The organism is Staphylococcus sp. 11-B-312 (assembly GCF_016743055.1).
GTDB classification, from domain to species: domain Bacteria; phylum Bacillota; class Bacilli; order Staphylococcales; family Staphylococcaceae; genus Staphylococcus; species Staphylococcus ureilyticus.
The window spans coordinates 2386449-2400670 of record NZ_CP068241.1; the positions used below are offsets into that span (position 1 = coordinate 2386449).

General features: G+C 30.2%; 13 protein-coding genes. 2 read left to right on the top strand and 11 right to left on the bottom strand.

What is annotated here, in order from left to right; genetic code table 11:
* Positions 1-99: 99 nt before the first annotated feature.
* On the bottom strand, positions 100-942 hold the full coding sequence (locus JG554_RS11535; RefSeq protein WP_040029904.1) for a sialate O-acetylesterase: 843 nt from the start codon (positions 940-942) through the stop codon (positions 100-102).
* A 229-nt stretch (positions 943-1171) separates the two neighbouring features.
* Between JG554_RS11535 and JG554_RS11540 the strand changes: the two genes are divergently transcribed.
* Positions 1172-2239, top strand: coding sequence for an acyltransferase family protein (locus JG554_RS11540; protein WP_107360023.1), 1068 nt, complete (start codon positions 1172-1174; stop codon positions 2237-2239).
* A 156-nt stretch (positions 2240-2395) separates the two neighbouring features.
* Here the strand turns inward: JG554_RS11540 and JG554_RS11545 are convergent, their stop codons facing one another.
* From JG554_RS11545 to JG554_RS11570, 6 genes are all read right to left on the bottom strand, one after another.
* Entirely contained in the window at positions 2396-4912 is a 2517-nt protein-coding gene (locus JG554_RS11545; RefSeq protein ID WP_107360024.1) for a glycosyltransferase, read from the bottom strand.
* Positions 4913-4923: 11 nt separating this feature from the next.
* Entirely contained in the window at positions 4924-5865 is a 942-nt protein-coding gene (locus JG554_RS11550; RefSeq protein WP_107360025.1) for an NAD-dependent epimerase/dehydratase family protein, read from the bottom strand.
* Positions 5866-6333: 468 nt separating this feature from the next.
* Positions 6334-7299 carry an ornithine cyclodeaminase family protein gene (locus JG554_RS11555; RefSeq protein ID WP_107360026.1) on the bottom strand — a complete coding sequence of 322 codons (966 nt, stop codon included), beginning with the start codon at positions 7297-7299 and terminating at the stop codon, positions 6334-6336.
* A 9-nt stretch (positions 7300-7308) separates the two neighbouring features.
* Positions 7309-7719: a hypothetical protein gene (locus JG554_RS11560; protein WP_040029899.1), complete on the bottom strand. Its 411-nt coding sequence runs from the start codon at positions 7717-7719 to the stop codon at positions 7309-7311.
* 147 nt (positions 7720-7866) lie between these two features.
* On the bottom strand, positions 7867-8517 hold the full coding sequence (locus tag JG554_RS11565; protein WP_107360027.1) for a 3-oxoacid CoA-transferase subunit B: 651 nt from the start codon (positions 8515-8517) through the stop codon (positions 7867-7869).
* Between the two features lies 1 nt (position 8518).
* Entirely contained in the window at positions 8519-9214 is a 696-nt protein-coding gene (locus tag JG554_RS11570; RefSeq protein ID WP_064209884.1) for a CoA transferase subunit A, read from the bottom strand.
* 262 nt (positions 9215-9476) lie between these two features.
* Between JG554_RS11570 and JG554_RS11575 the strand changes: the two genes are divergently transcribed.
* Positions 9477-10649, top strand: a complete 1173-nt coding sequence (locus tag JG554_RS11575; protein WP_000195429.1) for an IS256-like element IS256 family transposase — start codon at positions 9477-9479, stop codon at positions 10647-10649.
* Positions 10650-10735: 86 nt separating this feature from the next.
* Here the strand turns inward: JG554_RS11575 and JG554_RS11580 are convergent, their stop codons facing one another.
* The 4 genes from JG554_RS11580 to JG554_RS13250 form a co-directional block, all read right to left on the bottom strand.
* Entirely contained in the window at positions 10736-11401 is a 666-nt protein-coding gene (locus JG554_RS11580) for an accessory Sec system protein Asp2 (protein WP_238394766.1), read from the bottom strand.
* Positions 11394-12479: a DUF6270 domain-containing protein gene (locus JG554_RS11585; RefSeq protein WP_203265310.1), complete on the bottom strand. Its 1086-nt coding sequence runs from the start codon at positions 12477-12479 to the stop codon at positions 11394-11396. The genes JG554_RS11580 and JG554_RS11585 overlap by 8 nt, the downstream gene beginning before the upstream one ends.
* A 58-nt stretch (positions 12480-12537) precedes the next feature.
* Positions 12538-13719, bottom strand: coding sequence for a CDP-glycerol glycerophosphotransferase family protein (locus JG554_RS13245; RefSeq protein ID WP_238394767.1), 1182 nt, complete (start codon positions 13717-13719; stop codon positions 12538-12540).
* Between the two features lie 247 nt (positions 13720-13966).
* Positions 13967-14200 (bottom strand): hypothetical protein, encoded by a 234-nt coding sequence (locus JG554_RS13250; protein WP_238394768.1) that lies wholly within the window; start codon positions 14198-14200, stop codon positions 13967-13969.
* Positions 14201-14222 lie beyond the last annotated feature (22 nt).

A 14222-nucleotide genomic window follows, 5' to 3' on the forward strand; every position in this document is an offset into this window, starting at 1 on the left:
TTTCAAATGTACACACATCTCGTGTGTTTTGAAAGGCTTTTTAGACATAGATTGAACGAAAAAAATAAATATTTTTAAAAATGATAATTTTCCAGATTATTATTTATTCATTTGTGACATTTCATTGATAAAATCTTGATACGTGATTTCATTTTTAGATAACCTAGCCACAAGCATATACATTTGTTCATTTTTAGTAAATTCAGTTTTATATAAATCTTGTTCTCTTTCGCTCTCATTATCTAAAGGATTGACGACGTCCTTTGATTTTGAAAATGCATCATAATACCTAATCCCAAACAAGCGTTGTGAGAATCCATCTATATGAATACCATCTGGATTTGCCGTTAAGCCTTCTGCTGTAACAAAGTAACAATCATGTTGTTTCTGCGCGACGTTCTTGATACTGTTATTAATTTCTTGATACTCTGTAGCACTAGCGCCAAACCCTTCTTTTCCTAAAAACGTTCCTAACAATCCAATGACAAAAGTAAGTTTAGGCAATTCAAGTGCTTCTCTAAAATAATCAATGAGGTGTGATAATTTTGTTTCATATGTTTGAAATTTATTATTTTGACTATCACTTTCACCTTGATGCCATAAAACACCAATCAATTCAGACGTTTCCATAGCAAATCTCGCTTCACTTACAGCATGCCGCGTCAGCATACTTTCATCTGACCATTCTTCAATAGAAGTACCTCCATCAGCACATGGAATGAACCCTATTGTTTCATTTGGATGATCATCGAGCCATTGCTTTGCAAACGATGCAGCTGGTCCAATTCCAGCGACAGAACGATCGCTATGTATCGGTTCTTCCATCATTTGCCATCTACCATTTCTAAGCATAAAAATACGTTCATCAATGATGGGATTTACACTATCTAAAAATCCTCTTCCTGCCATATTTGATTGACCAATTAGTAAGATTGATTTCATAACGTTGTTCCTTTCAATTTTTTAGTTTTTTAATTAACTGCTAGTAGCTATTTTTCAGTGACTATTTTAAATATATGTAAGCATATCATTTTTTTCTTAAACTTACCCAAATTTCATATTAGAAAGTGCTAGGCTTTATATATAATTATTATAAAAATAAATTCATATAAACTTTACTTTTAATACTAATTATCATATTATGGAATGGATTTTGAGAGGAGTTTTTATTTTGGAGAGGAAAATGGAACTCACCTATGCTAGAGCGATATTTTGTATCGCAATAGTCATCGTCCATTGTTTAACCGGTTTAGTAAACGATTATCACATTTCACAATTTGAAAAATCATTTTATAGTTTTTTACAAGTTATTTTATTATTTGCAACACCTTGCTTTATTATTTTGTCCGAAACATTATTAGGTATGCGATATTCAACTAAAATTCCGCAAAACTTTTTACTTAAGCGTTTGAAATTTATTTTAATTCCTTATGCTATATTTGGTTTATTTATCACTTTTAGACTATTTCTTGGTGATAATTCAGATAAATCATTTTGGGAAATCTTTTTAAATATCGTAGTGGAAGGTAAATTTTTCGGATGGTTTGTACTTGTTATTTTTCAGTTTTATATATTACATCGCTTATTTTATAAATTATTGAGTAAAGTCAATCCTATTTTTGTACTTGTTGTTACCTTTATCATTAGTTTTGGACATTCTTATTTAATGTATTACAGTACTGCTTATCTTGAATTCTGGGATTTTTATCCTTTGTTCAGTAGAACCATTATTTTATATTGGCTATTTTACTTTGTTGTTGGTTTCTACTTCGGTAAATATTATGATACTGTTATTCATTTTTTAAAGCGTCATTTAGTTTGGCTTCTATTGATTTGGCTATTGGCTTTATCCTATATGGCATTTAATTTTTCTTATTTAGACGTACATCTAAATGAGTCTAATCGATTTGATTTAGTCTTATTTTCTGCAATCAGTTTTGTATTTATCGTCTATTTATCTAAATTTTTAACTCGGTTTAATTTAGTATTTGTGTTTTTAATAAGCGAAATATCATTTTTCATATACTTAGCACACCAAATCATTGTAGATTTTATTTCTAGATCGCTAGCATCATTTGTTACATTCCCACCACTATTTTTAATCTTAAGTTCTATTTTCACACTTGGATTTTGTATTGGATTAGCGATAATACTATCTTTTATTCCATATATAAGAATTGTTGTAGGAAGAAATACACTACAGCCTATGGTTATCAATAATTATAAACATCATAGTTAAAGTGTAAAAGTTACTATATAAACATGGCATTTCAAATAAACAAGCACATTATAAATTGAAGGCTTTTAAATATAAAAAGGACGCATCCATTTCATATGGATGCGTCCTTTATTTTGGGCTTGAGCATTATTTCTCATCCCTCAGTTATATGATACTTTAGTCATCTAATAAATGATAAAATTGTTCAATCGCTTCTTTATTATATAATTCTGGATCAAATTTGGCATAAACAGGTGTTTCCTTATTAATAAACTGTTGTATGCTTGTTTGTAATGATTCAGCATCATTAAAACTCAACATTCCATACTTGCCATAATCAAGTACATATTGATTGGCTGGTATATCTGATGCCAGAATATCTATACCAACAGTCAACGCCTCTAATAAGACCATTGATTGCCCTTCGTAATAAGACGGTAAAACAAACAGATCACAATCTCTCATAATATTAAATGGATTTCTTTTTTGTCCCATTAAAAATACATGCTCTGATAAATCTAATGACGTAATTAGTTTATTTAGTTGATTTTTGAGTGGGCCATCACCTAAAATGTATAATTTCGCGTTAGGATTTGCTTCCACCACGCCGCTAAACGCTTGAATCAAATTATCAAATCCTTTTTCAGGAGATAATCTTCCCATTGTCATCACTTTATAATCGGATTGATGGAACGGTACGCTTGTAATTTGCTTATCCTGTTCTCTTACAATGACACGTTCCCCATTTTTCATAAAGATATCATTATCTTCATCCACCAAATTATAAATTCTATCTAAGTTAATGGTATTCATCGATGATTTAAATTTATCTTTTGTTTTTCTATTCGCTATTTTTTTAACATTTTCCTGCTTAGTCACTTCAGACACACTTACGAGCTTATCATAATAAGGATATAAGGACATCACACCTTTTAGATTAGCGTAATGCGGTCTCACACCGTTCACTTTACGCTCCATATCCATTTTCATATCACTGTGCAAGTAGATTAATTTTCTTTTAGCTTTGCTCGCTAACAAGATTTCAGACCAAAACATCGCATAGCCACTGAAATCCATAACGACATCAAACGCTGAGTTACCAAACACTTTTCTAAATTCGCGTTGATACAAAGCATCCGGATAAATTTTTTCTTCAATTTTCGACTTGATGCCTCTATTGCGTACCAATAGGTTACGATAGTATTCTGAAGTGTTTGCCAACAATGGTCCTTTTCTTAAAATAACCCTCACATTGTCATTTAAGCTATATAGATTATCTATCACATCTTTATTTCTATTGAATCCAAGATAAACCGTAATATCATATCTATCATAATCAACATTTTCTAATAAATTCAGGATCGATGTTGTTATGCCATTAGGTTTCATACCACCTGGATATATTAAAATACGCTCTTTTCTGTTGTTTTGAACGCCATTTTTGGGTGCATCATGATGAAACACTTGATTGACAACTCTTTCCGTTACTTGTCCATCATCGTAATTCACAAATTTTTGTTTATATTTTTGATAGTTCCCCTTATATTGTGCTAGCATGCGCTGTGATTCTTGGACAGTAGCTACCAATGCTTCAATTGAGTGCACACTTGGACCTGGAAGACTATCCACAGGAAGATAAAATCCTCTGTCTTCTTCATAGGCTTTATAATCGGGTGTATAAAAAATAATAGGTTTATCTGTAACTAAATAATCAAAAAAGATACTTGAGTAATCAGTTACAAGCAAATCAACAATACTGAGTAATTCATTCGTATCAAATGTATCTTCCACTAAGTATTTTTTTAATTTTTTATTACCTACTGCTTTTTTATAAATAAACGGATGAACTTTTAATAACACTTGATAATGTGTTTGTTTATTTAATGACTCAATCAGCGCTTCAATTTCTTCAATATTATCTTCTGGTGTACTGACCGTTTGGCCACGCCATGTCGGTGAAAAGAGTAAAATCGGCGCATCTGTTAATTTAATGCCTTGTTGCTTTAATTTCTGCATAACTTCTTTTGACCGTGCATTTAGCGTTGCATCTATTCTAGGATAACCAATTTCTAAAATTGCTTCATCATTTAAACCGTCTAATTTAAATGCTTTTTTAAAAATATCTGTCGTATGTTGGTTAGGTGAAATAATATAGTCAGAACTTAAAAAGTTACGAATTGTATTTTGTGATTCTAATAAATTATGTTTGATATCTAACCCCATTGCTTTTAAAGGTGTACCATGCCAAGTATTAACATATATTTGATTTGGCTTTTTCGTAAAATACGTTGGAAACGTCGCATTATTGATGAGATATTTACACTTTGTTAAATAATGTAAATAGTCTTCACTTTCTTTAACTATAAATTTTACATTTTTATATTTACTATATTTTTTAGAAAATGCTTTTTGCATTTTTTGAGATGCTACGACCCAAATATGTATATATTTTTGATAATCAGGATTGTTCATTAAATATTTAAATATTGCATAAGGACTATCTGTCATACTTTGTCCATCTCTAACTTGATACAAAATATGCTTGTCATCTACTTCAATCGTTTTATATAGATTTGCATAATGCATAATATTTCTTGTGTATTTACTTCTAAGTTGTAATTTCAATGGTTCCGAAATGAATTTTAATTTTCTTTTTGTTTGATTTAATACAAACTTTTTCGTTTTACCAATCATTCTTCCACCTCTTAATTTATCTTATCTGTATTCGAGTAATTAATATATTCAGTTAAACCTGACATAATATCATATTGTGGATTAAATCCTAGCGCTTCCAAACCTTTGATATCAGCACAAGAATGTTTAATGTCCCCGCTTCTTGATTCAGCAAACTGATAATTTATAGTTTTATTATAAACCATTTTGAACTTATCGAAAATTTCTAATAATGATATTTGTTTACCAGTAGCTAAGTTGTAAATTTTGCCATTCGTTACTTCATTATCTAACACTATTGAAACTGCTCGCACCAAATCTTTTACGTATACAAAATCTCTCGTTTGCTCTCCATCCCCAAAAAATGTGAATGTTTCGTTATTTTTAAATTTATTATCTATAATAGATAATACACCAGAGTATGGTGAATGAGGATCTTGTCTCGGTCCATATATATTAAAGAATCTTAAAGCAGTTGTTGGCAGTTGATATAGTGTATTGTAAATTTTTGTATATTGTTCCCCAGCATATTTTTCCACAGCGTAAGGTGATTCAGGATCAATGAACGTTTCGACTTGTTTTGGCAATCCTTCGGTATTACCATAAACGGCCGCTGATGATGCAAAAATAAATTTCTTCAAATTATGATTATATTGACGATTGGCTTCTAAGAGATTTAATGTGCCATTTATATTGACAGACTGAGACTTTATAGGGTCATTTATTGTTTCTACAACACTAACTACGGCTGCTAAATGAATGACGATATCAAATTGTTCTTTCTCTACTAAGGATGTCACAAATGATGTATTAAGCACATCATTTTCAATGAAATGCGCATCATCTATAAATTCGACATTCGAACGATGTCCTGTGCTTAAATTATCTAATATAAACACCTCATTAGCTTTGTTAAAGTGTTCTGCTAAGTGCGATCCAATAAATCCAGCACCGCCTGTAATTAGTAGTTTCATTTTTCATCCTCCTATATACTCAAGTCATAATATACTTATCGTCAATTTTATTAATATAATACGTTGAACACCTTATTTTTATTATAAAAATAAAATAGTATTACAAATAAAATTATAAATTTAGTTAATTTACGTCTTCTATATATTAGTATGAGTTTAACAATTTTGACGAACAAATCAAAAGAAATCGAGGTGAAATTGTAATAATAATTGAATAATGCTACCAAGAACTTTACAAAAAATCTTTTGATCCTTATTTAAATAAAGTTATTTATAATATGTTTTATTTTTGGTCTAAGTATAGTTTGAAAATTTTGATTTTAAAAATCATTATAAAAAGCGTTCCGCCATAAGTATCCTTTAAAGTATAAAATAATACCTACATTATACTATAAAGCAATACAGCGAAACGCTTAATAATTTTACTATAGCCTATCAAAATTTTACTTTATCAACCTTATATATAAATTACTGCACGTCATTATTTTTCTGTGCTTTTTGATAAAAATAGTTAGCCACAATAATATCTACAATGGCTACACCTACAGATTTAAATACGGTAATTTCATCATCACTTTCGCGTCCAGCTAAATGAGAACTGACAATTTCACCTAGTTCGCCATATAAATCTTTTTCTCCAAACAGACCTTCTTTTATTGGGGTAATTAAATCTCCTGTTTCTTCTAATGCCGCTTCCGATGCTTCTACAATTACTTTATCTGCATTGGCTATAGCGTGTGAAGGCAACTCTTGCATATCTGATTTAAAAGAACCTACAGCATTCACATGCACTCCAGCTTCTAATGATTTATTAAAAACAGGTTGCGTGGCGTTGGTTGCAGTGACAATAACATCAGCATTAGCTATAGCATCATCAACATTTTCCATCACTGTCACATCTACGTATTGATATTGCTGTTGTACTGTTTCTGCAAATGTCACAGCTTTACGATATGTTCTGTTATATAGTTGAATACGCTTGATATCTCTAACAGCTAGTACAGCTTCAATTAATCCTTGTGCTTGATCGCCTGTCCCTATGACACATAATGTTTCTGCATTTTCACGAGCAAGGTATTTTGTAGCTACGCCAGAAATTGCGCCTGTACGAATTTTGGTTAAGTAAGAACCTTCTAATACAGCTAATGTTTCACCAGTTTCATAATCTGATAATATGACAGAACCAACAATGGTATTTTTACCTATCTTTGTATTATTAGGGGCCATTGTTACTGTTTTAAGCCCCACAACTTTCAATTCATCAGATAAAGCCGGCATAACTAGATAACGATTGTCTTCATTAAAAGGAAGTACATAACGTAAAGGGGTATCCGTCTTCCCTTCAGAATAGGCCTGTAAAGATTCGGCTACCGCTTCAACGACTTCTTCCATGTTTAATAATTCAGCTTGTTCATGTGCATCAATAAATTTCATAAGCCACCTCTATTCTTTTACATTTTCTGACTCTAAAATGTTGCTCTTCTTTTCAAATTTATTTTCAAATAAGATTATTCCTATAAATCCAACGACAAGTAAAGGAATGATAATCCAAGCCATATGATTATCGACATACACAGACACACAATATATCGCTAATAATAGCGTTATGGCCAACATATTTTTAATAAACAGCAACCAATAATCCGTTTTCACACTAAACCATGTTTGTTGCTGATTATCCTCTATTTTAATATGATATATCGTAAACTTTAAATGTGTAATCAACATATAAATAAATGCTAAAATACCGATTACCAACAAGATTTTATGAAATATTCCGTTAGGAACCACATCTGCAGCCGCTGCAAATATAATAGCGATAACAAAACTTTTCAGTTCTGCATTTTTCTTCATATCAATCCCCGCACCTTTGTCATTAATTCAATCTCTATTGTTACAATAACATAATTACGCGGAATTTTAAGTTTGGCTAAGAGCTAACTTTTTAAAAATAGATAATGATCTACCTATGAATACATCGTACAATATGTGGAAAAACATCTAACGATTCAAGCAATTTACAAAATAAGCATCTGTATACTTTTGTACTTGCTCAAGTGTGGCACCTTCTTGAAGTTCAACCAATTTCATAACTTTATCTTCAAATTTAAAAACAGCTAAATCTGTGATTAACGTATTAACAACACCTGCGCCTGTTAAAGGCAACTCACATTTTGATTTTATCTTAGATTCACCATGTTTATTCATATGGTCCATGATAACGACCACTTTTTGAGCTCCAACCACCAAATCCATCGCACCGCCCATACCTTTTACGAGCTTGCCAGGAATCATGTAGTTTGCTAAATCACCTGTTTCCGAAACTTCCATACCACCAAGAATTGCTAAATCAATATGCCCGCCGCGTATCATCGCAAATGATTCTGCATTATCGAAATAGGAAGCCCCTTTAGCAGCAGTAACCGTTTCTTTACCTGCATTAATCAAATCTGGATCCACTTCATCTTCAGTAGGATATGGGCCAATACCAAGCAAACCATTTTCAGATTGGAAAAAGACATTTTCCACATGATCATTCATCTCATTTGCTACAAGTGTTGGCATACCAATACCTAAATTTATTACCATATCACTATGAATTTCTTGTGCTGCACGCTGAATAATCTTCTTACGTTGTGTTTGTTTATCCATGTTATACCTCCTTCACTGTACGTTTTTCTATGCGTTTTTCAAAATGTTTGCCTAGATAGATATAATCCACATATACACCTGACAGATGTACATCATCTGGGTCAATTTCACCTAATTCAACAATTTCTTCTACTTCAACGACAGTAGTCTTGGCGGCCATAGCACATAAAGGATTAAAATTACGCGCTGTTTTTTCAAATACTAAATTACCAAATGTATCCGCCTTTTGAGCCTTCACAATACCAAAATCGCCTGTAATGGCACGTTCCATAATGTACGTTTCACCGTCAAATTCTCGTGATTCTTTACCTTCAGCGATCAAAGTACCCACACCTGTTTTTGTGTAAAATGCTGGAATACCTGCACCGCCTGCACGTAGTTTTTCAGCCAACGTACCTTGAGGTGTTAGTGTTACATCTAACTCACCATTGATCAGCTGTTGCTCAAATATTTTATTTTCACCCACATACGAGCTAACCATTTTATCTATTTGTTTTTTCTCAAGTAAACGGCCCAATCCAAAATCATCTACACCACAGTTATTACTTACTACGGTCAATCCTTTTGTACCTTTTGTACGAATCGCTTCAATGGCATGCTCTGGTATCCCGCATAGCCCAAAACCACCGGCAAGTACTGTCATGCCATTTTCTAAATGCTCAAATGCTGTATGTATGTCTTGAATGACTTTAGACATGTTATAACCTCACTTCTTTTTTAAAATTAATACCTAGTATTAAAAACAATTATACTTGAAATTTTTTGCGAAGTCTTTTATTTCATGTTGCCGTTTTCATAAATAAATATAAATTTTTATTTTACTTTTAAAATTAGTTTCAATAAAATTATAAAAAAGCAGATAAAGTCCGTATAATTGTGTAAAAGTAAAAAGGCCATATAACAGTCCTTTTACGGTACAATGTTTTTAACGACAAAAACATACCCAGGAGGACTTTTACATGACCCAAGTACATTTTACACTGAAAAGCGAAGAGATTCAAAGCATTATTGAATATTCTGTAAAGGATGACGTTTCTAAAAATATTTTAACAACGGTATTTAATCAACTAATGGAAAATCAACGAACAGAATATATTCAAGCAAAAGAATATGAACGAACAGAAAACCGACAAAGTCAACGAAATGGCTATTATGAGCGCAGCTTTACGACACGTGTAGGCACGCTAGAATTAAAAGTACCCAGAACACGTGATGGCCATTTTTCACCCACAGTGTTTGAACGTTATCAACGAAACGAAAAAGCCCTCATGGCTTCAATGTTGGAAATGTATGTATCAGGCGTTTCAACTCGTAAAGTATCAAAAATTGTGGAAGAACTTTGTGGTAAATCCGTCTCTAAGTCCTTCGTTTCTAGCTTAACAGAACAGCTAGAACCTATGGTTAACGAGTGGCAGAATCGTTTATTATCAGAAAAAAATTATCCTTACTTAATGACCGATGTACTCTATATAAAAGTACGAGAAGAAAATCGAGTACTCTCAAAAAGCTGTCATATAGCGATTGGAATAACCAAAGATGGCGACCGTGAAATTATCGGCTTCATGATTCAAAGTGGCGAAAGCGAAGAGACCTGGACAACATTTTTTGAATACCTAAAAGAACGCGGTTTACAAGGTACGGAACTCGTTATTTCTGATGCGCACAAAGGATTAGTCTCTGCCATTAGAAAATCCTTCACCAACGTAAGTTGGCAAAGATGCCAAGTTCACTTCCTAAGAAATATCTTTACCACCATTCCTAAAAAAAATTCAAAATCTTTCAGAGAAGCTGTTAAAGGAATTTTTAAGTTCACAGATATTAACTTAGCGCGTGAGGCTAAAAATCGATTGATTCATGATTATATCGATCAACCAAAATATTCAAAAGCTTGCGCATCATTGGATGATGGATTCGAAGACGCCTTTCAATATACCGTACAAGGAAATTCCCACAATCGACTAAAGAGTACCAATCTAATTGAACGACTGAATCAAGAAGTACGCAGAAGAGAAAAGATTATTCGCATCTTCCCCAATCAAACATCAGCCAATCGCTTAATTGGAGCCGTTCTTATGGACCTACATGATGAATGGATTTATTCTTCAAGAAAATACATCAATTTTGATAAGTAGAAATGGTAAAAACATTGTATAGCATTTTACACAGGAGTCTGGACTTGACTAAAAAGCAAGTTTCAAATATGAAACTTGCTTTTTAGTTAATCGAATTTTTTATTTAATAACATTTTATTTAGTAACATCAACTGTTCAGGAACACTATTTCTAGAAACATCAGGATGATTAACAATATGGTTATCTATCTTATTAATTACTTTAACTTTTTCTCCTTTGATTTTTGAAATCATCGAATAATTAAAAGCGACGTTTTCAGATCCTATAATATACTTTTCATTATTACTTTTCTTAGACAAATAATTATTAATGTCTCCGCTTATATCTTCTTTTCTTAACCCCTTTAAAAAATGTTCATCTTTAATATTATATTCACCAAGACTTAAAATAGGATCAACTGCCAGACATTTCAAATCTAATATAGATGAATAATATAAAGCTCCAGTTCCACCTTTTGATGCACCATAGAGAACAATATTTTTAATATCAAGATTATTTTTAACATTTTCAATCGCTTTAATAATGTCTTCTTCCATATTCGGATTATTTATTGTATTTATATAATGTGAGCCGTGTGAACAATTTAAATCCATTATCCGCATAGTATACACATTTTTAACTAAACTTCTCTCAATATTATTAAAGAATTTAGGGAACATTCTATCAGACATTAAGTAGCTATCATAAACATCACCAGGAGGCATACATGTAAAAATAATTAATAATGTAAAAGAATCTAATTTTTCATTCATTTTTTTCATCAGGTTCATCTAAAGTGTAAAAAACACTATTCTCTTGATACAAATCCTTTCGTTTCCATAGTTCTTTAATGAATTTCCTTTTATATAATTTAGAAATACCATCTTTGTGGAAATATAATATATAATCATTTTTCAGTAATCTTTTGTATAAATTGTATATTTTTTTGTTATTCCTAGATAATTCTATAATGTTTTTATCACTATTTAGAACAACTTCAATAGCTTTTGTACCCAAAATTTCAAAATCATAATCTACATAAATTCTTTGTACTGTTTTGACTTCATCTTTTAGAACTACACCTCTCCCCTTCTCCTTTATAATGATGTTCAATAATTTATTTAAAAAATCGTTATAAAACTCTTTTCTAAAATGTAAATAATATTTTCCCCATAAATGATTTTCATCTAAATAATATTGTGTTGATGTCATATCCAAAATAGAAACCGAATAGTTATTCACAATATAACTATCAAATTTATCCCAAACTTTATTCATTTCTTTAAATTCTTGTAGAGGTATATTTTTAGCTATTCTCCAATCAGTTAAAGTACTGCCATCTTTAAACAAATCTGTAAACCTGGCTTTGACTAAAACTATTTTACACTCAGGTAAATATGTCTGTATAAAATCAAAGAATTTTTCTAAAGAATTTTTCCAAATTCTAAAATATTCATTGAAATTTTCAGCTATATTAACAGGTTCTAAGTTTTTTAATTGAGGAATGTTTATATAATTCGGGTTATTTGTTATATATTGATCATCTTCTAGCTTTAACACTCCAAATTTCACATCTGGATCTAGATCAATAAGTAAATAATCTGGCTTTTCAACTTTTAACTTTTCTAAAAAATTTTTGTTAAATTCTTTATTTAATATATCTTGCACATATAAAGTTTTATCTATAAATTCTTTCGTTACTTCCAATTTATTCGGTTCGGACATCAAACTAGGTATAGTTGTTTGGTTTTGATGCCCAATAATCTGGAAATAGGCTTTATAATTTGGATTGAATTTAGTGTTAAAATTATCTCTTGTAACACATGAACCAATCGTTGCAATTTTAATCATATATCCTCCTTAATTTCAAACTTTATTTTTTAAGTATTATCCACTTAAAATATTTCATTCAATATTTTTTCGTACTATTTTCATTATCATGACACATTAATCTACTGATTAATCCTGAATAGTTTATTTGTTTTATATTTTTTATTTGTAAAGCTAATTTATACTCATTTAATGATGCTATAGGGAAATTACCTAATTCAAATATATTAAAATAAAACCCAACACTACTGTTATAGTCCTTCATGTCTTCTTGCATTAAAAATATTGGTTTATTTAAATGTGCAAAATCAAAAATTGTTGATGAATAATCAGTAATCATAATATCTGAAAGAATGTATAGTTCTTGTATATCTACAAATTCATTATAAAAACAATGAATTCTATGATCTAAGTTATTATATTGAGGCCTTAATGAACTTTCATTTGGATGTAACTTAACTATAATCTCATATTCATTTGGTAAATAGGCTAATAATTCCTTTAAATCAATACTAGTCACTTGATTACGTTTTTGTTTTCGCCAAGTAGGACAGTATAATATATATTTTTTATTTGTATTTTGCATGAAAAGGTATTTTCTTTGTAACCTTCTCCATTCTTCATCAGTTTGGAACTTTAGTAAATATTCATTTTTAGGAGCTCCATATTCCAATATTTTCAATTCTTTATTATCGTGTAATTGAAATGCAGAACTTAACAGCATACTATTTACATTTGAAGATGTAATTAGATAATCCCATTTATACATTCTTGGTTTAAATTGTGATAATTGATAATTTTTTTCTTTTTCATCGCTCAAATCACTAACCATTTTTTTTAGAGGAAAACCATGCCATGTTTGAATAAACACTTGATCTTTATGTTTATATACTTTATCCCAAGAATTACCATTTATAAATATATATTTAGACATTCTAAATTTTTCAATATAATCTTTACTTCCAAATCTAACAGGCTTAAACCCATGGTTTCTAATTTCTATATCTACAAGTGAATTAATTGAACTTACAAAAATTTCTTTATCTTCAAAGAAATTTTTAATGCCTAATGCTATATACTTTGGATCACCACTGAAATTATTCCCATGGAAAGATTCAATGAATACTTTATTTTCTTGTGGAATGATTTCATTTAGCTTTTGCTTATACAAGTTTGTTTCTTTTTGTTTATAATGCTCTTTTAACTTATTATTTAAAAACTTATTGGAAAAAATTTTATTTAAAATCGGTAAAGATTTCATTTTTTAAATTGTTCTTTTTTCTTATTCAAGTTTTTTAATTCATTCTTTTCTCTTGATTTAAGTACAAATTTTTTCCCATATTTATTTTTAAAGAAAAATTCTTTTGACATATTACTATTGTTAATTATATTTTTTAGATTATTAACATATTCATTACTATAATTTGAATTTAAAAATGTGTCATTTAATTTATTAACATCTTCTTCACGATCTGTTTTTGTATATTTACTATCTAATATAGAAGTGATTAATACACTATCTTTTCTAATATTTTTTCTAGGAATTTAATACCATTATACTGTGAATAGACCTCTTCTAAAACATTATCGTCACCAGGATAAATAAGTGCTCTATTCCCTCTAGCTAATGTTTCTAATATTGAATAACCTAACGTTTCATATGGTGAAGATGAAATATATATATAATTAAGCGGTTCTTTTTCATTAATATGAACATTATTTTGTAAATTATAATATTTCACTAAATTTTTATACAATAATTCT

What these genes read in the sequence shown, in the direction of transcription:
- JG554_RS11535 (WP_040029904.1), bottom strand. Translation starts at nt 942, where the DNA reads ATGAAATCAATCTTACTAATTGGTCAATCAAATATGGCAGGAAGAGGA.
- JG554_RS11545 (WP_107360024.1), bottom strand. Translation starts at nt 4,912, where the DNA reads ATGATTGGTAAAACGAAAAAGTTTGTATTAAATCAAACAAAAAGAAAA.
- JG554_RS11550 (WP_107360025.1), bottom strand. Translation starts at nt 5,865, where the DNA reads ATGAAACTACTAATTACAGGCGGTGCTGGATTTATTGGATCGCACTTA.
- JG554_RS11555 (WP_107360026.1), bottom strand. Translation starts at nt 7,299, where the DNA reads ATGAAATTTATTGATGCACATGAACAAGCTGAATTATTAAACATGGAA.
- JG554_RS11560 (WP_040029899.1), bottom strand. Translation starts at nt 7,719, where the DNA reads ATGAAGAAAAATGCAGAACTGAAAAGTTTTGTTATCGCTATTATATTT.
- JG554_RS11565 (WP_107360027.1), bottom strand. Translation starts at nt 8,517, where the DNA reads ATGGATAAACAAACACAACGTAAGAAGATTATTCAGCGTGCAGCACAA.
- JG554_RS11570 (WP_064209884.1), bottom strand. Translation starts at nt 9,214, where the DNA reads ATGTCTAAAGTCATTCAAGACATACATACAGCATTTGAGCATTTAGAA.
- JG554_RS11575 (WP_000195429.1), top strand. Translation starts at nt 9,477, where the DNA reads ATGACCCAAGTACATTTTACACTGAAAAGCGAAGAGATTCAAAGCATT.
- JG554_RS11580 (WP_238394766.1), bottom strand. Translation starts at nt 11,401, where the DNA reads ATGAATGAAAAATTAGATTCTTTTACATTATTAATTATTTTTACATGT.
- JG554_RS11585 (WP_203265310.1), bottom strand. Translation starts at nt 12,479, where the DNA reads ATGATTAAAATTGCAACGATTGGTTCATGTGTTACAAGAGATAATTTT.
- JG554_RS13245 (WP_238394767.1), bottom strand. Translation starts at nt 13,719, where the DNA reads ATGAAATCTTTACCGATTTTAAATAAAATTTTTTCCAATAAGTTTTTA.